Source organism: Kitasatospora sp. NPDC059722, assembly GCF_042733235.1.
Taxonomy (GTDB): Bacteria; Actinomycetota; Actinomycetes; order Streptomycetales; family Streptomycetaceae; genus Kitasatospora.
The window spans coordinates 92,602-114,890 of record NZ_JBHWGD010000015.1; the positions used below are offsets into that span (position 1 = coordinate 92,602).

Consider the following 22,289-nt stretch of genomic DNA (forward strand, 5'->3'; position numbering starts at 1 on the left):
GGGCGGCCCGTGGGGCCGGCTGCGGGGGCCGCCCCGCGCCCGGGGCCGGGGGGGCGGGGGGGCGCGCCCCCCCGCGGGCGGGGGGGGCCGGGGCCGCGCCCCCCCCCCCCCGCCGCTTCGGTGTCCTGGCGAGGTCCCGCAGCATGTACGGGACCTCGTCGCCCGCCGCCCGGCGCAGCACCGAGACGTCCACCCGGGCCGGGACGACGGCGGCCTCGCCCGCCGCGACGGCCGCGTCGAAGAGCTCCAGGCCCTCGTCGTCCGACAGGGGCACCAGACCGGTGCGGCCGAGCCGGGCCCGGTCCACCTCGCCGAGCCCGCCGAGCATGCTGCCGGAGTCCTCCCACGGCCCCCAGGCCAGGGAGACGGCGGGCAGACCCGCGGCCCGGCGCCGGCTCGCCAGCGAGTCCAGGACGACGTTCGCCGCCGCGTAGTTCGCCTGCCCCGCCCCGCCGAGCACCCCGGCCGTCGAGGAGAACAGGACGAACGTGGCCAGATCCGCGTCCCGGGTGAGCTCGTCGAGATGCAGCGCCGCGTCCGCCTTGGGGCGCAGGACGGTGTCCAGCCGCTCGGGCGTCAAGGACCCGAGGACGCCGTCGTCCAGCACCCCGGCCGTGTGCACGACACCGGTCAGCGGGTGGGCCGCCGGGACCGAGCCGAACAGGTGCTCCAGCGCGGCGCGGTCGGTGAGGTCGCACGCCGCCACCGTCACCTCGGCTCCCCGTGCGGTGAGGTCCGCCACCAGGCTGTCCGCGCCCGGTGCCCCGGCACCCCGGCGGCCGACCAGCAGCAGGTGCCGCACGCCGTGCCGCTCCACCAGTCGGCGGGCCACCGCCGAGCCGAGCGCGCCGGTCCCCCCGGTGATCAGCACCGTCCCCTGCGGATCGAATCCCGACGGCACCGTCACGACCACCTTGCCGACGTGCCGTGCCTGGCTGAGGTACCGGAACGCCTCGGCCGCACGGCGGACGTCCCACACGGTCACGGGCGGCAGGCGCAGCACACCGCGCCCGAACAGCCCCATCAGGTCCGTCAGCATCGCCCGGATGCCGTCCGGCCCCGCGTCGACCAGGTCGAACGCCTGATAGCGCACCCCGTCGTACGCGGCCGCGATCACCTCGGGGTCCCGTATGTCGGTCTTGCCCATCTCCAGGAACCGGCCCCCCGCGGCCAGCAGCCGCAAGGACGCGTCGACGAACTCCCCCGCCAGGGAGTCCAGGACGACGTCCATGCCACGGCCCCCGCTGGTGCGCCGGAACTTCTCCTCGAACTCCAGCGTCCTGGACGAAGCGATGTGCCCCTCGTCCAGGCCCATCGCCCGCAGCGCGTCCCACTTCGCCGGACTGGCGGTCGCGTACACCTCGGCGCCCAGGTGCCGGGCCAGCTGGACGGCGGCCGTGCCGACGCCGCCGGCCGCGGCGTGCACCAGCACCGACTGCCCGGGGCGCAGTTCCGCGAGGGCGGACAGCGCGTAGTACGCGGTCAGGAAGACGGCCGGCACGGACGCCGCCTGCGGGAAGGACCAGCCGTCCGGGATCCTGGCGACCATGCGCTCGTCGGTCACGGCGACCGGGCCGATCCCGCCGAAGACCATACCGAGGACCCGGTCGCCGGGTGCCACCGACGTGACGGCGGACCCCACCTCCGTGACCACCCCGGCGCCCTCCACCCCGAGCGGCCCGGCCTCTCCCGGGTACATGCCCAGGGCATTCAGCACGTCACGGAAGTTCAGCCCGGCCGCGCGCACCGCCACCCGCACCTGACCGGGGCCCAGCGGCTGTTCGGCCTCCGGGTGAGGGACCAGAGCGAGACCGTCCAGGGTCCCGCCGCCGGAGTCCAGCCGCCAGGCGGGCGCCGCCGGTACGGACAGCGTGTCCTGCGGGCGCAGCCGGACCAGGCGGGGGACCTTGAACTCGCCGTCACGCAGGGCGAGCTGCGGCTCTCCGGAGGCGACGGCCTCGGCCAGCGCGCCGTACGAGGCGTCCCGCCCGTCCACGTCGGCCAGGACGAACCGGCCGGGGTACTCCGACTGGGCCGTGCGCACCAGACCCCAGACGGCGCTGTGCGCCGGATCCGGCACGTCCTGCGCCTCCACGGCGACAGCACGCTCCGTCATGAGGACCAGCCGGCTGCCGGCGTGCCGCTCGTCGGCCAGCCACGCCTGCACGAGCCCGAGTGCCCGGTGAGCGGCCGACCGCACCGCGTCCGCGTCGTCGGACGCGGGCGGGCCGTCGGCGCGGCAGGGCACCAGCACCACGTCGGGGACCCGCCCGCCTGCCTCGCCCGCCCGCAACAGCGCGGCCAGATCCCGGTGCACCCCGGCGGGCGCACCGCCCAGCCGCGCGGCCAGATCCCCCGCGCCCGCGCCCGCGACCGCCCAGTCCGACGCCGCGCCACGGGCCGTCGGCGCCGCGCGTGTCTCCCAGTCCGTCCGGAACAGCCGGTCGTGCACGGCGCTCCCGGCCCCGTCGATCCGGTCGCGGGACGCCGGGCGCAGCACCAGCGCGTCGGCCGACAGCACGAGCGCACCCGTCTCGTCCCAGGCCACCACGGAGACCGCGTCCTCACCCGCCGGCGCCAGCCGCACGCGCAGGCTCGCGGCGCCGACGGCGTGCCGGGTGACACCGCGCCAGACGAACGGCAGCAGGGCCCGGTCCCAGCCGGGGAGCACGACACCCAGCGCGACCCCGTGCAGGGCCGAGTCGAGCAGCGCGGGATGCGCGCCGAACTCTTCGGCCCCGGCACCGTCCGGCAGACCGGCCTCCACGAACAGCTCGTCTCCGCGCCGCCAGGCCGCCCGCAGCCCCTGGAACACCGGCCCGTACTCCAGGCCGGTCTCCGCCATCGAGGGGTAGAGCCCGGTGACGTCCACCGCCTCCCCGCCGTGCGGGGGCCACACGGCCAGGTCCTCGGGTGTGGGGGCGCCCGTCCGTGCGAGGACGCCGGTGGCGTGCGGGGTCCACGGCTCGTCGTCCGCCGCGCCGTCCGGCCGGGAACGCACGTCCAGCGACCGCCGTCCGGACTCGTCCACGGCGCCCACCCGCACCCGCAGGTCGACCGCGCCCTGTCCGGGCAGCACGAGAGGCGTGTGGAACGTCAGTTCCTCCACCTGCTCGCAGCCGGCCCGTTCCCCGGCGTGCAGGGCCAGTTCGAGGAAGGCGGTGCCGGGAAGCAGCGCCCGGCCGAACACCTGGTGATCGGCGATCCAGCCGTGGCCGGCCGTCGAGAGCCGTCCGGTGAGGACCAGTTCGTCGTCGGCGAGGGACACCACCGCGCCGAGCAGCGGATGACCGGCCGCGGCGAGCCCCGCGGAACCGATGGCGGCCGACGGCGCCGGCGCGTCCATCCAGTAGCGGCGCAGCTGGAAGGCGTAGGTGGGCAGGTCGCACGGCCGTGCGCCGCTCGTGACGTAGAACGCCGTCCAGTCGACCGGGACACCACGGGTGTGCAGCCGGGCCAGCGCGGTGGTGAGGGCGAGTTCCTCGCCTCGGTCCGAGCGCAGCGCCGGCGCCAGGTCGGAGTCCGGCGCGGTGAGCGTGTTTCGGCCCATGGCCGACAGCACGCCCTCGGGGCCCAGTTCCAGGAAGGTGCGGACACCCCCGGCCTCCATGACCCGCAGCGCGTCCGCGAACCGCACGGTCCCCCGGGCGTGCCGGACCCAGTACTCCGGATCGCGGATCTCCTCGCCCGTGATCTCCTCGCCGGTCAGCGCCGACACGACCGGCAGAACGGGGGAGTGGAAGGACAGCCCGCCGACGACCCTGCGGAACTCCGGCAGCATGGCGTCCATGAGCGGCGAGTGGAAGGCGTGGCTGACCGTCAGCTCCTTCGTCTTGCGCCCCTCGGCGGCGAAGTGCGCGGCGACCCGACGCACGGCCCCGGCCTCCCCGGAGACCACCACGGAGGACGGGCCGTTCACCGCGGCCAGGCCGATCAGGTCCGCGTGCCGGGCCACCAGCGGCAGCACCTCCTCCTCGGTCGCCTGGACGGCGACCATGGCGCCGCCCTCCGGCAGGGCCTGCATCAGCCGGCCCCGCGCCGCCACCAGCGCCGCCGCGTCCTCCAGCGAGAACACCCCGGCCACGTGGGCGGCGGCCACCTCACCGATGGAGTGGCCCGCCACCCGGTCCGGGTGGACACCCCAGTGGGCGAACAGCCGGAAGAGCGCGACCTCCAGCGCGAACAGCGCCGGCTGGGTGTACTCGGTCCGGTCGAGCAGCGCGCCCGCGTCCGGCGCCCCGAACACCACCTCGCGCAGCGGCCGCTCCAGATGCGGGTCCAGCGCCGCGCACACCGCGTCGAACGCCTCTGCGAACACCGGTGAGACCGCGTGGAGTTCACGCCCCATCCCGGCCCGCTGACTGCCCTGGCCGGTGAAGAGGAACCCGAGCTTCCCGGGTGTCACCGTGCCCGGGGCGACCCTCGGATCGGGATGGTCCTCGGCGAGCGCCGCCAGCCCCTGGACCAGCTCGTCGCCGCTGCCCGCGACGACGGCGGCCCGGTGGGGCAGGGCCGCCCGCGTGGTGGCGAGCGCGTGCCCGACGTCCGCAGGGTCGAGCGGGCCGCGCTCCTCCAGCCAGGCCAGCAGCGCGCGCGCCTGGCCCCGCAAGGCGTCCTGGCTCCGCGCGGACAGCACCCACGGCACCACGCCGAGCGGAGCGGAGGCGGCCGGGGGAAGGGCGGAGTCGGCGGCGGGCGCCTGCTCCAGGATCACGTGGGCGTTGGTGCCGCTGATCCCGAAGGACGACACCCCGGCGCGCCGGGGCCGCCCGGTGTCCGGCCAGTCGACGGCCCGCGTCAGCAGTTCCAGGTGCCCTGCCGACCAGTCCACGTGCGGCGTCGGCTCGTCGACGTGCAGGGTCTGCGGCAGCACGCCGTGCTGCATCGCCAGCACCATCTTGATGACGCCGACGACCCCGGCAGCCGCCTGGGTGTGCCCGACGTTGGACTTCACCGAGCCCAGCCACAGAGGTTCGGCGCGGTCCTGCCCGTACGTGGCCAGGAGCGCCTGCGCCTCGATCGGGTCGCCCAGGGTGGTGGCCGTGCCGTGCGCCTCGACCGCGTCGACGTCCTGCGGGGCCAGCCGCGCGTCCGCCAGCGCCTGCCGGATCACCCGCTGCTGGGAGGGGCCGTTCGGCGCGGCGAGGCCGTTGCTCGCACCGTCCTGGTTCGTCGCGCTGCCGCGCACCACGGCCAGGACCCGGTGGCCGGCCCGCCGGGCGTCGGACAGCCGCTCCAGCAGCAGGACACCGACGCCCTCGGACAGCCCCGTGCCGTCCGCCGCCGCCGCGAAGGACCGGCACCGCCCGTCCGCGGACAGCCCGCGCTGCCGGCTGAAGCCCTGCAGCTGTGCGGGCGTGGTCATCACGGTGACACCGCCCGCCAGCGCGAGGGAGCACTCGTCCCGGCGCAGCGCCTGGCACGCCGCGTGGATCGCCACCAGCGACGCCGAACAGGCGGTGTCGACGGTCACCGCGGGGCCTTCCAGGCCGAGCGTGTACGAGATGCGGCCGGAGAGCACACTCGCCGCCCCCGCGGTCAGGAAGTACCCCTCGTACTCCCCGAGGTCGGCCGGCCGGACACGCGTCGCGTAATCCTGGAACGCCGTTCCCAGGAACACGCCCGTGCGGCTGCCGTGCAGCGCCGTCGGGTCGATTCCGGCCCGCTCCAGCGTTTCCCACGACGTCTGCAGCAGCAGCCGCTGCTGCGGGTCCATGGCCACCGCCTCGCGGGGGCTGATCCCGAAGAACTCCGCGTCGAATCCGGCCAGGTCGGTGAGGAAACCGCCGTGGCGCGTGTAGATGGTGCCGGGCCGGTCCGGGGCCGGGTCGAACAGCGCGTCGAGGTCCCAGCCCCGGTCCGCCGGGAACTCGGACACGGCGTCGCCGCCCGCCGCGATGAGCTGCCAGAACTGCTCCGGGCTGCGCACATCGCCCGGGAGGTGACAGCCCATGGCGACGATGGCGATCGGCTCGTGCCGCGCGGCGGCCAGGTCCTCGTTCTCCCGCCGGAGCCGTTCCGTCTCCTTCATGGACGCGCGCAGGGCATCGACGATCTTGTCCGGCGAAGTAGCCATGACCCCTCACAGATCGGTTTCCTCGGAAAATCGGTCGTTTCGCGTGCGGTCTCCCGCTCGCCTACTGCTCGCCGAGCATCAGCCGCACCAGATCGTCGACGTCCAGTTCGTCTATGTGTTCTTCCGCCTCCTGGATCTCCCTCGCACGTTCCCGGTCCCTTTCGCCGGCCGCCGCGGCGGTGTCCGCGGATTCGCCGGCGTCCTGCGGAAAAGCGGTGGCCACCAGGAAATCGGCCAGTTTCTCCAGCGACGGGTGGTCGAACACCACGGTGACCGGCAGGCCCAGGCCGGTGTGGTCCTGGAGCCGGTTGCGCAGTTCCACCGCGATCACGGAGTCGACGCCCAGGTCCTTGAACGGCGAGCGGTCGCCGACCTGGCTCTCGTCGGCGTGTCCGAGGACGGTTGCCACCTGGGTGCGGGCGAGCGCGGCGGCGGCCTCCCTGCGCCGGCCCGGACTCAGCCCGGCGAGCCGCTCCGTCAGCGTCCCCGCCGCCGGGGCGCCGTCCTGCGGCCGCGTCTCCCGCAGCGCGTCGCGCACCTCGGGCAGTTCGGTGAGCAGCCGGCTCGGCGTCGTCGCGGAGAACGCCGCGAAGAACGTCTCCCAGACCACGTCCGTGATCACCGGTGACGACGTGTCGAGCGCGCAGTGCCGCAGGTTCTCGACCGCCTGCCGCGGTGCCATGAGCCTGATCCCCTGCCGGGCCAGCGCCTTGTCCAGGCCGTCGCGCGACGTCATGCCGCCGCCGTCCCACGGGCCCCAGACCACCGAGGCGGCCACCAGCCCCTGTGCCCGGCGGTGGGCCGCCAGGCCGTCCAGGAAGGCGTTCGCCGCCGCGTACGCGCCGTGGCCCGCGCTGCCCCACAGCGCCGAGACGGACGAGAACAGTACGAACGCGTCCAGGTCCCGGTCGCGCGTGAGGTCGTGCAGGTGCTGCGCGGCGTCGGCCTTGGCCCGCACCACGTCCGCGAAGCGCCGCGGGGTCAGCGAGCCGAGCGGGACGCTCTCGATCGCCCCGGCCGCGTGGACGACCGCCCGGACGCCGGCGCCGTCCGCGTCCAGCGCCGCCAGCAGCCCGGCGAGCGTCCCGCAGTCGGCGACGTCGCCGGCCACGATGTCGACCTGGACCCCGAGGCCGGTCAGCTCCGCCTCCAGCTCGACGGCGCCCGCCGCCTCCCGGCCGCTGCGGCTCACCAGCACGAGGCGCTCCGCCCCGTTGTCCGCCAGCCAGCGCGCGGCATGTGCGCCGAGCGCACCGGTGCCGCCGGTGACGAGGACGGTGCCGCGGGGCGTCCATCGCCCCGCGCCGGAGGTGTCCCGCCGGGGCGCGCGCAGCAGCCTGCAGACGTACACCCCCGAGGGCCGCAGTGCGAGTTGGTTCTCGCCGTCCGGACCGGCCAGCACGGCGGGCAGCCGCCCGACGACCCTGCTGTCCTCCTGCTCGGGCAGATCCACCAGGCCGCCCCACCGCTGGGGGAACTCCACCGCCGCGACCCGGCCGAGCCCCCAGATCTGGGTCTGCTCGGGCCTGGTCACCGAATCACCGGCGCCGGCCGTCACCGCACCCCGGGTCACGCACCACAACCGGGCGGACATCCCGGCGTCCCCGAGGGCCTGGAGCAGCGTCAGGACGGCGTCCAGGTGCGCGGACGCCGAAGGGAGCACCGGCCCCGCGTCCGGCCCCGGCAGCGCCAGCACCCCGGCAGGTTCCGGCCCTTCCGAGGCCACGGACCGCAGCCGTTGCGCCAGCTCCTGGCGGCCGATCCCCGCCGGCACCACCAGCGAGACCGCCTGCGCGCCGCTCCTGTCCAGGGTCTCCACGACGGCCGCTGTCAGCCGCTCGTGCTCGACGCCTTCAGGGACGACCACCAACCACCGGCCGGACAGGACGCCCGCCGGAACCTTCGGCAACGGCTGCCAGGCGATCCGGTAGGACCAGGAGTCGGCGGCGGCATGTTCGCGCTGCCGGCGGCGCCACGCGGTCAGCGCCGGCAGCAGCGCCCGCAGAGCGTCCGGTTCCCCGGCCCCGATCTCGGCGGCCAACTCCTGCTCGTCGCCGCGTTCCACCATGTTCCAGAACCGTCGTTCCGGGTCGTCGCCCGGCACGGTCACTGCCTGCGGGGCGGACGCCGTCAGCCAGTACCGCTGGTGCTGGAAGGCGTAGGTCGGCAGATCGACCCGCGCCGCACCGGATCCGGCGAAGACGGTCCGCCAGTCCACCGAGGCCCCGAGGACGTACGCCTGCGCGAGCGAGGTCAAGAAGCGCCGGGGACCGCCGTCCTCGCGCCGCAACGACCCCACCACCGCACCGGACCCGCCGAACGTCTCGACGGCTTCCTGGGCACCGACACTCAGCACGGGGTGCGGGCTGACCTCGACCAGGAGCGTGTGCCCCTTCTTCAGGGCCGTCCCCATCGCCCGCTCGAACTGGACGGGTTCCCGCAGGTTGCGGTACCAGTACTCGGCGTCCAGCTCACGGGTGTCCAGGAGCTCCCCGCTCACCGTCGAGTAGAAGGGGACATCGCCGCGCCGGGGCTCGATCCCGCGCAACTCCTCCAGCAGCCGCTCACGGATCGTCTCGACCTGCGCGGAGTGCGCCGCGTAACTCACCGGGATCTGTTTGGCCCGCACACCCTCGGTGGCGCAGGCGGCCAGCACCTCCTCCAGCGCCCGCTGTTCCCCGGAGACGACCACCGACGACGGCCCGTTGACCACCGCGATGTCCAGGCGCTCGTCCCAGCACGGCAACTGCCGTACCCGCTCGGCCGACAGCGCCACCGACACCATGCCGCCCAGACCGGAGATCTCGGTCAGCGCCCGGCTGCGCAGGGCGACGATCCTCGCGGCGTCCTCCAGCGAGAGCCCACCCGCCACACAGGCCGCGGCGATCTCGCCCTGGCTGTGCCCGATCACCGCGCTGGGGCGCACGCCGTGGGACTCCCAGAGCCGGGCGAGTGAGACCATCACCGCGAACAGCGCCGGCTGCACCACATCGACCCGCTCCAGCGTCGGCGCGCCGGGGGTGCACCGCAGGACGTCCAGGAGCGACCAGTCCACGACGGATCCGAGCGCCGCGTCGCACGCGTGGATCCGCTCGCGGAACACCGGTGAGGAGTCCATGAGTTCCACCGCCATCCCAGCCCACTGCGCCCCCTGGCCGGGAAAAACGAACACGGTCTCGGCGCCGCTCACCGCGGTGCCGCGCACCACGTTCTCCGAGGGGGTGTCCCGCACCAGCGCGTCCACCGCGGACAGCAGCTCGCACCCCTCACCGCCGATCAGCACGGCACGGTGCTCGAACGCGGACCGAGTGGTGGCCAGCGACAGCCCGATGTCGGCAGGAGCGAGGTCCTCACGGCCGTCGAGACAGGTCCGCAGGGCGGCAGCCTGGTCGCGCAGGGCCTCGGGCGTCTTCGCCGACAGCGTCCACGGCAGCACGTCCGCCGGTGCCGGGGCCGTTTCCAGGACCCGGTCGTGGCCGCCGGACGCGCTCGGCGCTTCGGCGGGGGCCTGTTCGAGGATGGCGTGGACGTTCGTTCCGCTGATGCCGAACGAGGAGACAGCCGCCCTGCGCACCCGCTCGCCCTCCGGCCACGGTGCCGCCTCGGTCAACAGGGCCACCGAGCCCGAGGACCAGTCCACGTGCGGCGTCGGCTCGTCGACGTGCAGGCTGGCGGGCAGCCGCCCGTTGCGCAGAGCCATTACGATCTTGATCACCGAGGCGACTCCGGCGGCCGCCTGAGTGTGGCCGATGTTCGACTTCACCGAGCCGAGCCACAGCGGCCGGTCGCCCGAACGGCCTCGGCCGTAGGCGGCCACCAGGGCCTGCGCCTCGATCGGATCACCCAGCTTCGTGCCGGTGCCGTGCGCCTCCACCGCATCGACGTCCTGCGGCGTGAGCCGGGCGTCGGCCAGCGCCTGCCGGATCACCCGCTCCTGCGACGGCCCGTTCGGAGCCGTCAGCCCGTTGCTCGCGCCATCCTGGTTGACCGCCGAACCACGGACGAGCGCGAGGACCGGATGACCGAGGCGCTGGGCGTCCGACAGACGCTCCAGCACCAGCATGCCCACGCCTTCGCTCCAGCCCGTACCGTCGGCCGACCGGGCGAACGGCTTGCAGCGGCCGTCGGGCGCCAGGCCGCGTTGCTGGGCGAACTCCACGAACATGCCCGGCGTCGCCATCACAGTCACCCCGCCGGCCAGTGCCAGCGTGCACTCACCGTGCTGCAGGGACCGGCGCGCCATGTGCAGGGCGGCGAGCGAGGAGGAGCAGGCGGTGTCCACGGTGACCGCGGGGCCCTCCAGACCGAGGGTGTACGCCACCCGCCCCGAGACGACGCTCGCCGTGTTGCCGGTCAGCGCGAAGCCCTGGGTGCCCTCGGCCGGTTCACCCAGCCGGGGCCCGTAGTCCTGCGTCATCGCCCCCGCGAACACGCCGACCTGGCTGCCTCGTAGCGACAGCGGGTCGATCCCCGCCCGCTCCAGCGCCTCCCAGGAGGTCTCCAGCACCAGCCGCTGCTGCGGATCCATCGCCAGCGCCTCACGCGGGCTGATCCCGAAGAACCCCGCGTCGAATGCGGCCGCGTCGTAGAGGAAGCCCCCCTCCCGCGCGTACCGGACCTCCGGGTTCTCCGGGTCGCGCAGCTCACCGGTGTCCCAGCCGCGGTCGTCGGGAAAGGCGGACACGGCGTCCCTGCCCTCGGACACCAGGCGCCACAGGTCCTCCGGCGAGCGGACCTCCCCGGGGAACCGGCATCCCATGCCCACGATGGCGATCGGCTCGAATTGCGGGGCCGCCACCGGCAGACTGCCGGTGGCCGGCTCCTCGCCCGCCAGCAGGGACTGCAGGAAGCGGGCCAGCTCGTCCGGCGTGGGGTGGTTGTAGATCAAGGTGGGCGCCAGCTGTGCCAGTCCGGTCGCCTCGGCGATGCGGTCGCGGAACTCGACTGCGGTGAGCGAGTCGAACCCCAGCTCCTTGAACGTCCTGCCGCCGTCGACGAGATCGGACGACATGTGCCCGAGTACCGCCGCCACGCTCATCCGCACGAGCTGCGGCATGTCCGCTTCGGCAGCGGCGACGACCGGCTCCGCGGCCGGCGCGACACCGCTCGCCGGATCGAGCACCGCCTCGCCGTGCTGTCCTGCGGCAGGCTCGCCCGGCGCGCCGAGCCAGAAGGAACGGCGCTGGAAGGCGTACGTCGGCAGGTCCGGCCGCGCGTCGGCCCAGCCGGTGAACGGCTCCCAGTCCACCCGCGCGCCGCATGCGAACGCCTCGGCCAGTGCGGTGGCCACCGTACGGTCCTCCGGCTGGCCCCGGCGCAGCAGCGGGACGATCGCGGCGCCGGACGGTGTCCCCTCGACGGCGAGGCTCTCGCGGATCATCGAGGTCAGGCCCCCGGGGCCCACCTCCAGGTAGTTCGTGACGCCTTCCGACCGCAGGAGACGGACACCGTCGAAGAAGCGCACGGACGCCCGGATGTGACGGGTCCAGTAGTCCGGCGACCGGAGTTCGTCCGCTGTGGCGAGACGTCCTGTGACGTTGGAGACGACCGGAAGCTCCGGGGTGCCGTAGTCCAACTGCGCGGCGACGGCACGGAACTCGTCCAGCACACCGTCCATGTGCGGTGAGTGGAACGCGTGGCTGACCTTGAGCCGCTTGGTCCTGCGACCCCTCGCCTCGAACTGCGCGGCGACATCGGCGACGGCTCTCGGTTCACCGGAGATCACCGTGGCCCGTGGCCCGTTGACCGCGGCGACCGAGACCTCCTGGTCCAGCCCGGACAGGGCCGCGCGGACCTCCGTCTCGTCGGCCTCCAGCGCCACCATGGCGCCGCCCTCGACGGCCTGCTGCATCAGCCGTCCGCGGGCCGTGACGAGGGTGCAGGCGTCCTCCAGGGAGAACACTCCGGCGACATGGGCCGCGGCGATCTCTCCCACGGAGTGCCCGAGCAGGAAGTCCGGACGCAGCCCGCACCGCTGGAGCAGGCGAGCGAGCGCTACCTCCAGTGCGAACAGCGAGACCTGGGCGAAGTCCGTCCGGTCGAGCAGCGCGGCCTCGGGTGTACCGGGTTCCGCGAAAAGGACATTCTGGAGCCGGTGGGGCAACCGGGTGTCCAGCCGGTCGCACACCTCGTCCATCGCCTCGGAGAACGCCGGAACCGTCGCGTGGAGCCGACGCCCCATCCCGGTACGTTGGCTGCCCTGGCCCGTGAAGAGGAACGCCGTCCCGCCCGCACCCCGCGCGGAGCCCCGCACCACGTTCGCGGCGGGCACACCGCGCACCAGCGCGTCCAGACCGCTCAGGAAGTCGTCCCGGTCGCTGCCCAGAACCACCGCGCGCTCCTCGAACGCCATGCGGTGCGCGGCGAGCGAGCCCCCGACGCTCTCCGGATCCAGCCCGGGATGCGTGATGACGTGCTCGCGGAGCCGCTCCGCCTGCGAACGGAGCGCGGCACGGGACCTCCCCGAGACCACCCAGGGCAGCAGCGAGGGACCCTCGGCACGCCGGCCGCCGACGGCTGCGGGGGACACGGCTGCCAGATGACGGTCCGAGAGCACCACATGACAGTTCGTGCCGCCCATGCCGAACGAGCTGACACCCGCCAGGAACGGCCCGTCGCCACGAGGCCGTCGGCTCAGCGCGGTCTGCACGCGCAGGTTCCACGCCTCGAAGGGGATCCGTGGGTTGGGCGTACGGAAGTTCAGACTCGCCGGAATCTCCTGATGCCTGATGCACAGGACCGTCTTGATGAGCCCGGCGATACCGGCCGCAGCTTCCAGATGCCCGATGTTCGTCTTCACGGACCCTACCAACAGCGGTGTGTCGGCCGTCCGGCCCGAGCCGAACACCGAACCGAGTGCGGCGGCCTCGATCGGATCACCCTTCTTCGTACCGGTGCCGTGAAGTTCCACGTAGTGCACGCCGGCCGGGTCGACACCCGCCTTCCGGTACGCCGAGCGCAGCACCTCTTCCTGCGCACGGGCCGTGGGCACGGTGAGCCCTTCGCCCGCGCCGTCGTTGTTCATCGCGGTGCCCTCGATGACGCAGTACACGCGGTCGCCGTCGGCGAGCGCGCGGGAGAGAGGCTTGAGGACGACCATCCCGGCGCCCTCGCCGCGGACGTAGCCGTTGGCGCGGGCATCGAAGGTGAAGCACCGGCCGTCGGGAGACAGCCCGCCGAACTTCTCGGAGTACACGGTGCTCTCCGGAGCGAGACCGAGGTTCACCCCGCCTGCCAGCGCGAGGGACGCCTCACCTCGCCGCAGGCTCTCGGCGGCCATGTGCACGGCCACCAGGGAGGAGGACTGCCCCGTATCGATCACCATGCTGGGCCCGCGCAGATCGAGGGCGTACGACACCCGGTTGGCGATGATGCCGCGATGGACGCCGGTCATGCTGTGCTGGGTGGCTGATCCCGCACCAAGCCGGTGCAGTACGGTGGCGTAGTCGTCCCACATGGCGCCCACGAAGACGCCCGCATCACGGCCTTTCAGGCCGGCCGGCACGATCCCTGCGTCCTCGAACGCCTCCCAGCTCAGCTCGAGGGCGAGCCGCTGCTGCGGATCCATGGCAGCCGCTTCGCGAGGAGAGATGTCGAAGAAGTCCGAATCGAACTGATCGACGTGGTCGAGGAAGCCGCCCGCGCCGAAACCGCTTCGACCCTCCCTCGGTTTTTCTGAAACCGCGCTCACGCCGTCATGGAGCAGCGCCCAATAAGCTGCGGGATTCGCGGCACCGGGAAACCTGCAGGCCATTCCCACGATTGCAATCGGATCGTCGTTGAGGCGGTCGCCCTCATAGGGGAACGCCTGGCCGGTACGCATAGAACTCCCAACGGCCGACATCGGAGGAATGTCAAGCGCTATGCCTCGGGTCTGGATTCTGACCTCCGGCTCGGAGCCGGGACTTTCGGCGTGAAGTGGCTCAGGGCGAGCGAGGTGCCATCTGCCTGCCTGCCTGCCGACCGCCTGACTGCACTGTCCGGCGTACGTGTCCGCGCTGTTCAGCGAACTGCTGTCGCATGCGGCAGATTCGACGGGAGCACGTGGAAGTTATTAGACCTGACATGATCCCGCACTGTCCAATAGCTAGACTCATGAGGCCGATAAGTTGAGTTATGAGGAATCCGCTGGCTTTCTCTTCGGCCGGCCCGGCACAAGTGAATTGCCCCATTGACAAAGGCGCTCGCAACTTTGTAGCGTCCCGTTCGGTCAGGGGAGGAAACGCCGGGAGTTCAACGGGAAGAGGTGTCCCAGAAATGACCGAGCAGTATACGCCCACTGCGGCGGACGTGGGAAGAATGTACGACCAGTCGACTGGCCTGCTCTCTGAGGTGATGGGGGGAAACATTCACCTGGGGTACTGGCGTGACGGCGACGACGAAGCCTCGGTCGAAGAGGCCACCGACACTTTGACCGACATGGTGGCCGAACGGCTCACACTCTCACCCGGTGCCCGGGTCCTGGATATCGGCTGTGGAAGCGGCAAGCCCGCCGTCCGTATCGCAGGCACATGGGGCGTGCACGTCACGGGTGTCACCATCAGCGCTCAACAGGCGGCCACGGCCGGAGCGCGGCCGGAAGTCGGGCAAGGCGCCGGGCAGGTGTCCTTCCAGCAGGCCGACGGTATGGATCTCCCGTTCGCCGACGCTCACTTCGATCACGTATACGCGATCGAATCGTTCCTGCACATGTCCGATCGTGCCACCGCCATAGCCGAAGCAGCGCGAGTATTGCGTCCTGGCGGCACTCTGGTGGCCGCAAATCCCTATCAGCAAGGTGAGCTGACCCCCCGTGAGGCGGGCATAGTAGCGGACAACCGGAGACTATTCGAGATTCCTCCGATCGGTGACGCCGACGAATACGCCGGACACATGGCCAAGGCCGGCCTGGAGATCGTCGAGATGCTGGACATCGGCGAGAACGTCCGACGCAGTCACACGTTGGCCGCGGACCTCATCCGGCAGGCACAGGGAGCGGACGGCAGTGCCTTCAACGAGGAACTGTCCAGAGCGGCCGACATCATCGAGCGCTTCGGTGAACTCCCGCAGATCGGCTACGGCCTGATCGTCGCCCGTCGGCCCTGAGCCGTCCGACCGGAAGCGGCTTCGGCTGACGCGCCGGCAGAAAGGCGTGGCAGCCGGAGGTCGGGCGGGAGGCGCGGCGCGCCTCCCGCCCGACCTCCGCGCTCGGTTCAGCATCCGGCGCAGTCCGGCGTGCAGAGCCGCACAGTCCTCCGACGGCAGGGCGATCAGACGTGTGCGCGTGAAGTCCGTCGAGGAGGAAGCGGCGAGGTCAGATGATAATGACCTCAACTATTTTGGCTCGCGGCGTCCAGGGCGCGATGCAGGTGGTTCCTGTGCGGTCAGGTCCAGCGACGGCCGTGCTCGAGGAGCCTGCTGTGAGCGGCCGACATCTGGGAACGTGTGACGTCTCCCTCCCGTGTGGCGAGGTACGTGGTGGTGATCGGCGGTACCTCTGGTCTGACCAGGGGGACCAGCGCGCCTTGGGCGACATCGTCGGCACAGAGATAGGTGGGAAGCACGGCGATGCCGACCGATGCCTTGACGGCGGCGAGTACGGCCCGTTGATCGGGAACCACCACATCGGGTGCCGCGGGCACTTCGGCGTGGAAGACCGACCACCAGTAGTGGTCGATGAGCGGTAAGGACTCGGCGCAGGCGATCAGGTGACGGCCCCCAAGGATTTGCGGAGCCTTGCGGGCGAGATGCTTCTCGGGGATCGTCCGCGCGACGTCGGGATGGGCGACCAGGCTCCACTCCTCGTCGTAGAGGGGTAGCGCGCTGATCCCCGTCACGCGGGGGCGCGTCCGGGCAACAACGATGTCGAGCTCGCCCGCGGTCAGCTGGGAGAGCAACGCGTCGGACAGCGCGGGAGTCGTGCGTAACTGCACACTGTCCAGGAGTAGATCGGCGAGCACGGGCAGGATCCGGTCGCTGATCAGGTCACCGGGAGCACCGATCCGGATCCTGCCGGGCGGGCCACCGCTACTGGAATAGCGCTGCAACACGAAGTTGAGGGCATCGACTGGGCCCTCGGCGTCATGCGCAAGGGAATCGGCGGCCGGCGTGGGTTTGGACCCGGTGGCCTGACGCACGAACAGACGCGTCCCGACCCTCTCCTCCAGCAGCCGGATCTGATGCGTGACCGCAGGCTGCGAGATGTGCAGTTTCCGGGCCGCACCCCCGAAGGATCCCGTCCGGTAGACCTCCATGAAGGTACGGAGCCAGCCCGGGTTGAGCGGCTCCGTCTCCTCCCGGTGCACCTGCGCCTGTGCACGTTGCCGCGAGTGAGATGTCGTGTCTGTTGCGAGTACGCGTGGGGAAGACATGCGGATCTCCATGAAGTCAGCAGGTCGGTCGTGGTGTGGGGAGAAGGGAGCCGTGTCGTTCGATGTCCTCCCGCCCGATGGCGAGCCGCCGCGCTGCGGGCCGGGCACGGACAGGAAGCAGTCCGAGGGCGGGGGAACGAGAAGCCGCACAGGCTCCACTGCTCCGCGGCTACGACAAGGAGGCTGCACGCCTGGGAAGCCGGGGGCCGTGTCTCCAGAAGAGGATCGATTCCCCAGGTCCAGGCGGCAAGGCGTGCTGTGTCGGCGAGGTCGAGATCGTAGGCGTCGGCCGTTGGGCGAGTGGCGAAGCGGACCTAGAAGTCGACGGGGTGCACGCCGGGTGAGGGGCGGCAAGAGGACGGACATGACGAGGAGCCACAGGAGGACCCTGTTCGGCAGGCGGCGACTTGCTTTCGCGGCCGGGCGGAACCATTCGGTCACCGTCACGTGCGTGGCCGAGACGGTCGGCACGATGAAGGAGCGACCCGGCAGCGCGCCGAGCGCGTGGTTCCTCGGATCGCGCCTGAAGGCGTGGGCGAGTGGCGTGGTTGCCTCGGATGCGCACCTCAGTGCCGCAGGAAACGTTCGAGCCGGCTGACGAGATCGCCCACGCCGGGCGGCACCGAGGCCGGAAAGGGGCTTCTCTCGTGCGAGGAGGCGGTGGAGACGGGGATCCCGACAGGGCATTCGACAGGGAACGCCGGTGACGAAGGTTGAGACTCTGTATCAGGTCTCCCCATTTTCTCCTTATATGATGGCCCTTCAATGCTCCCCGTTTCCCCGTCCATAGCACTGTTCGTACTGCCCATGGTCTAACAGGAGCGTCCTTCTCGAAAGGTCCTGTCTCGGCCACATGGCCGATTGAACCCATTGCCCGGTACTGTCCGTTCAGTCGGCAAAACTACGAGTTGGGTGCAGAGGAAGGCCTGGGTTCTGCCGGTCGCTCCACGTTTGGGGTAGACGCCGCTGAGGTGGTTCTCCACGGTCCTCTCGGAGGCGTTGAGCCTGCGAACGATGTGCCGATTCCCAGTTCACCGGTCGGTGTACGTTCTCGGAAGTGAGGTTCCCCCGAGGTGCGGAAGGTTGCCGGAGACAGGAGTTGTACCCTGACCCTGGCATGACGGCGCCCTGTCAGAGGCGGCCCGCTGCGGGAGAGACAGTTGGCGGTGTGGGGACGTCGGACTCATGAGATCTGTGACCGTGGTGGGAGAGACTGGTTATGCGTGCCATGCGGTACGAGCGGTTCGGCGGCCCCGAGGTCCTCGTGGAGGCCGATGTGCCGACCCCTGTGGCAGGGCCGGGCGAGACCCTGGTCCAAGTGGACGCCGCAGGCGTCAATTTCGGCGACATCAAGCAGATCGCGGGCGAGCACACTGACGGCCCATACGCTCCTCAAGGCCCGTTGCCACGTGTTCCGGGCATGGAGGTGGTGGGCCGGACGGCTGCTGGACGACGAGTCCTCGGCTATGTGCGGCAGGGCGGTTACGCCGCACAGGCGGTCGTCGCCGACCGCGACCTGATCGCCTTGCCGGAGAATGTGAGCGAGGGTAAAGCGCTAGCCGTTCTCGTGCAGGGGCTGACGGCATGGCATCTGCTGCGGTCGGTCGCGCGCATCAGACCCGGGGAGAGCGTGGTGGTCCATGCCGCCGCGGGCGGGACGGGCAGCCTCGTCGTCCAGTTGGCCCGAGAGTTCGGAGCAGGGCGAATCATCGCCACGGCGTCGTCCGACGACAAACGAGCCTTCGCTCTCGAAGCTGGCGCGGACGCGGCGATCGACGGTGACGCGGAGGGCTACCGGGAACGGATCCTCGACGCCAATCACGGACGCCCAGTCGACATCATCCTGGACGCTATCGGAGGCTCCGTCCTCGACAGCGCCCTGGACACGCTCGGATACCTCGGCCGACTGGTCACCTACGGCGCCTCGTCCCGGCAGCCGGCCTCCGCGATCCCTCCGAGCCGACTCGCGGTGGACAGCATCACCGTCGCCGGCTTCTGGCTCGTCCCGCTCCTCGCCAGGGATGGCGCCGGCAGCGTGGCACTGGCGGAGCTGCTCGACCTCACGGCACGGAGTCGCCTACGGCCCCTGGTCGGAGCGGAATACGACCTGTCCCGGGCCCGCGATGCGCACGAGAACCTACTCGGGCGCCGATCGAAGGGCAAACTCGTTCTCCGCCCGTGAGTGGACGGGTTCTGAACGGGCCCGGCTGCCGGCACCAGCCCGAAGGTCCAGTGCCCCTGGGCCGCGGAGCGCGACCAGCGCACCAGGCAGCAGCGGCGTCGCACACCGCGCCGCCCGGTGATCGACCTGGACGCCCCCCGCGCCCGCCGGGCTGACCCCGCCGCGAACCAACCACGACTTCCAGTCACACCGGGAGCCTGCGCCCGGTCGATCGGGCAAGGTTAAAAACAAGCAGGCGTGATTGCTTTTTTCTCCGGCCGGTGCCACGCTGCTGCCCGGCGGTGGCCGTCGGGCGGCCGTCAACTCACCGGCAGGGGAGGCGCATTGGTGCGCGCGCGTGCGGGTTTGCGGATCGGGAACGCCTCGGGGTTCTACGGCGACCGGTTCGCGGCGGTCCGGGAGATGCTCACCGGCGGGCCGCTGGACGTGCTGACCGGGGACTACCTGGCGGAGCTGACGATGCTCATCCTGGCCAGGGACCGCCTGAAGGACCCGTCGCTGGGGTACGCGCGGACGTTCCTGCGGCAGATGGAGGAGTGCCTGGGCCTCGCCCGCGAGCGCGGGGTGCGGATCGTCGTCAACGCGGGCGGGCTCAACCCGGCCCGGCTCGCGGGCGAACTGCGCAAGCTGGCCCTGCGGTACGGGATAGCCGCCGCCGTGGCCCACGTCGAGGGCGACGACCTGCTCCCGCGCATCGCCGAACTCGGGCTGCCCGATGGACTGTTGGCCGCCAATGCCTACCTCGGCGGGTTCGGGATCGCGGCCTGCCTGGCCGAGGGCGCGGACGTCGTCGTCACCGGCCGGGTCACCGACGCGGCCCTGGTCGCGGGCCCGGCGATCGCCCACTTCGGCTGGACCCCGGCCGACTTGGACGCCCTGGCCGGCGCCGTCGTCGCCGGCCACGTCCTGGAATGCGGAGCGCAGGCCACCGGCGGGAACTACGCGTTCTTCCGGGAGCACGACGTGACGAGGCCCGGCTTCCCGATCGCCGAGCTGCACGCCGACGGCTCCAGCGTGATCACCAAGCACCCGGGTACCGGCGGCGCCGTCACCACCGGTACCGTCACGGCCCAACTCCTGTACGAGACCACGGGTTCGCGCTACCTCGGGCCGGACGTCACGGCCCGGCTCGACACCGTCCGCCTCACCCAGGAGGGCCCCGACCGGGTCCGCATCGACGGTGTGCGCGGCGAGGCGCCGCCCGCCACGCTCAAGGTGGGCCTCAACAGCCTCGGCGGCCACCGCAACGAGGTCGTGTTCGTCCTCACCGGGCTCGACATCGAGGCCAAGTCGGAGCTGGTGCAGCGGCAGTTGGAGGCGGCCATTCCGCCCGGCCGCCGCCCGGCCGAGCTGACCTGGACCCTCGCCCGCACCGACCACCCGGACGCGCCCACCGAGGAGGGCGCCTCCGCGCTGCTGCGCCTGACTGCCCGGGACCCGGACCCGTCCAAGGTCGGGCGCGAACTCGGCAAGGCCGCCGTCGAGTTGGGCCTTGCCGGCTACCCGGGCTTCCATCTGACCGCGCCTCCAGGCCCGGGTGCGCCGTACGGGGTGTTCACCGCCGCGTACGTCGACGCGAAGGCCGTGGAGCACACCGCCGTCCTCCCGGACGGTCGCCACGTGAGCATTCCCCCTGGCCAGGTCGGCCCTCAAGCGCCGAACGCCGACGGGCCGTTGGAGCTCCCGGAGCCGCTCCCCGCCGGCCCCAGCCGCCGGGCCCCGCTCGGCCTGGTGGCCGGAGCCCGCAGCGGTGACAAGGGCGGCGACGCCAACCTCGGCGTCTGGGCCCGCGACGACGAGGGCTGGCGCTGGCTCGCGCACACCCTCACGGTCGACCGGCTACGCGAACTCCTCCCCGAGGCACAGGACTTGCCCATCACCCGGCACGTGCTGCCCAACCTCCGGGCGCTCAACTTCGTCATCACCGGCCTGCTCGGCGAGGGCGTCGCCGCCCAGCACCGCTTCGACCCGCAGGCCAAGGCGCTGGGGGAGTGGCTGCGTGCCCGGTATGTCGATGTCCCCGAAACGCTCCTCGACCGTACGGAGGCGTCGTGACCGTCCTGCCCACCCGCGTCGACCCGGCCGCGCCCGACCACGCCGAGCACCGCGCCGCGATGCTCGACAAGCTCGCCGCCCTCGACGCCGAGCACGCCAAGGCGCTGGCCGGCGGCGGCCCCAAGTACGTCGAACGCCACCGCGCCCGCGGCAAGTTGCTGCCGCGCGAGCGGATCGAGCTGCTGATCGACGAGGACTCGCCGTTCCTGGAGCTCTCCCCGCTGGCGGCCTGGGGCAGCGACTACCCGGTGGGCGCCGCGCTGGTCACCGGCATCGGCGTCGTCGAGGGCGTCGAGTGCGTGATCACCGCCAACGACCCGACGGTCCGCGGCGGCGCCAGCAACCCGTGGACGCTGCGCAAGGCCCTGCGCGCCAACGAGATCGCGCTCGACAACCGCCTCCCGCTGGTCAACCTGGTCGAGTCCGGCGGCGCCGACCTGCCCAGCCAGAAGGAGATCTTCATCCCCGGCGGCGCCCTCTTCCGCGACCTCACCCGGCTGTCCGCCGCCGGGATCCCCACCGTGGCCGTGGTGTTCGGCAACTCGACGGCCGGCGGCGCCTACGTGCCGGGCATGTCCGACCACACCGTGCTGGTCAAGGAACGCGCCAAGGTGTTCCTCGGCGGCCCGCCGCTCGTGAAGATGGCCACCGGGGAGGAGGCCGACGACGAGTCGCTCGGCGGCGCCGAGATGCACGCCCGCACCTCCGGCCTGGCCGACCACTTCGCCGTCGACGAGGCGGACGCGCTGCGCCTCGCCCGCCGGATCGTCGCGCGGCTGGACCACCGCAAGCCGGGCCCGGGGCCGGACGCGTCCGCCGAGCCGCCGAAGTACGCGGAGGAGGAGCTGCTCGGCATCGTCCCGGGCGACCTCAAGGTGCCGTTCGACCCGCGCGAGGTGATCGCCCGGATCGTCGACGGCTCCGACTTCGACGAGTTCAAGCCGATGTACGGCCCGAGCCTGGCCACCGGCTGGGCCCGCCTGCACGGCTACCCGGTCGGGATCCTCGCGAACGCGCAGGGCGTGCTGTTCAGCGCGGAGTCCCAGAAGGCCGCCCAGTTCATCCAGTTGGCGAACCAGCGGAACACCCCGCTGCTGTTCCTGCACAACACCACCGGCTACATGGTGGGCAAGGACTACGAGCAGGGCGGCATCATCAAGCACGGCTCGATGATGATCAACGCCGTCTCGAACTCCACGGTGCCGCACCTCTCGGTGCTGATGGGCGCCTCCTACGGCGCCGGCCACTACGGCATGTGCGGGCGGGCGTACGAGCCGCGGTTCCTGTTCGCCTGGCCGAGCGCCAAGTCCGCGGTGATGGGCCCGCAGCAGCTGGCCGGGGTGCTGTCGATCGTCGCCCGCCAGTCGGCCGCCGCGAAGGGGCAGCCGTACGACGAGGACGCGGACGCCGCGATCCGCGCGATGGTCGAGCAGCAGATCGAGGCGGAGTCGCTCCCGGCGTTCCTGTCCGGCCGGCTCTACGACGACGGCGTGATCGACCCGCGCGACACCCGGACGGTGCTCGGCCTCTGCCTGTCCGCGATCCACAACGCGCCGGTCGAGGGCGCGCGCGGCTACGGCGTCTTCCGGATGTAGAAGCCGGATGGAGAAGGTAGAAGGGGACCTGG

At 72.2% G+C, this 22,289-nt stretch carries 8 protein-coding genes; 4 read left to right on the top strand and 4 right to left on the bottom strand.

The genetic code is table 11. The features are described from left to right. A partial coding sequence (locus ACFV4F_RS12715; RefSeq protein ID WP_380502143.1) for an SDR family NAD(P)-dependent oxidoreductase occupies positions 1-6,055 on the bottom strand: 6,055 nt, incomplete at its 3' end. A gap of 82 nt (positions 6,056-6,137) precedes the next feature. Beyond that, entirely contained in the window at positions 6,138-13,898 is a 7,761-nt protein-coding gene (locus tag ACFV4F_RS12720) for a type I polyketide synthase (RefSeq protein WP_380502085.1), read from the bottom strand. Between the two features lie 434 nt (positions 13,899-14,332). On the opposite strand from ACFV4F_RS12720, the gene ACFV4F_RS12725 reads away from it, so the two are divergent. Next, the gene (locus ACFV4F_RS12725; protein WP_380502087.1) at positions 14,333-15,160 is read left to right on the top strand and encodes an SAM-dependent methyltransferase; all 828 of its coding nucleotides are present in this window, start codon (positions 14,333-14,335) and stop codon (positions 15,158-15,160) included. A 278-nt stretch (positions 15,161-15,438) separates the two neighbouring features. Here the strand turns inward: ACFV4F_RS12725 and ACFV4F_RS12730 are convergent, their stop codons facing one another. Both ACFV4F_RS12730 and ACFV4F_RS12735 read right to left on the bottom strand, forming a co-directional pair. Beyond that, complete coding sequence (locus ACFV4F_RS12730) at positions 15,439-16,437, bottom strand: LysR family transcriptional regulator (protein ID WP_380442957.1); 999 nt, start codon at positions 16,435-16,437, stop codon at positions 15,439-15,441. Between the two features lie 800 nt (positions 16,438-17,237). Then, positions 17,238-17,441: a hypothetical protein gene (locus ACFV4F_RS12735; protein ID WP_380443035.1), complete on the bottom strand. Its 204-nt coding sequence runs from the start codon at positions 17,439-17,441 to the stop codon at positions 17,238-17,240. Positions 17,442-17,653: 212 nt separating this feature from the next. Here ACFV4F_RS12735 and ACFV4F_RS12740 point away from each other — a divergent pair, with 212 nt between their 5' ends. From ACFV4F_RS12740 to ACFV4F_RS12750, 3 genes are all read left to right on the top strand, one after another. Then, positions 17,654-18,607: a zinc-binding alcohol dehydrogenase family protein gene (locus ACFV4F_RS12740; protein WP_380442959.1), complete on the top strand. Its 954-nt coding sequence runs from the start codon at positions 17,654-17,656 to the stop codon at positions 18,605-18,607. 327 nt (positions 18,608-18,934) lie between these two features. Continuing rightward, positions 18,935-20,662, top strand: coding sequence for an acyclic terpene utilization AtuA family protein (locus ACFV4F_RS12745; RefSeq protein ID WP_380502089.1), 1,728 nt, complete (start codon positions 18,935-18,937; stop codon positions 20,660-20,662). Continuing rightward, complete coding sequence (locus ACFV4F_RS12750) at positions 20,659-22,257, top strand: acyl-CoA carboxylase subunit beta (protein WP_380442965.1); 1,599 nt, start codon at positions 20,659-20,661, stop codon at positions 22,255-22,257. The genes ACFV4F_RS12745 and ACFV4F_RS12750 overlap by 4 nt, the downstream gene beginning before the upstream one ends. The last annotated feature ends 32 nt before the right edge of the window (positions 22,258-22,289 follow it).

Coding starts and splice junctions, on each gene's coding strand:
- ACFV4F_RS12720 (WP_380502085.1), bottom strand. CDS start 13,898: ATGCGTACCGGCCAGGCGTTCCCCTATGAGGGCGACCGCCTCAACGAC.
- ACFV4F_RS12725 (WP_380502087.1), top strand. CDS start 14,333: ATGACCGAGCAGTATACGCCCACTGCGGCGGACGTGGGAAGAATGTAC.
- ACFV4F_RS12730 (WP_380442957.1), bottom strand. CDS start 16,437: ATGGAGATCCGCATGTCTTCCCCACGCGTACTCGCAACAGACACGACA.
- ACFV4F_RS12740 (WP_380442959.1), top strand. CDS start 17,654: ATGCGGTACGAGCGGTTCGGCGGCCCCGAGGTCCTCGTGGAGGCCGAT.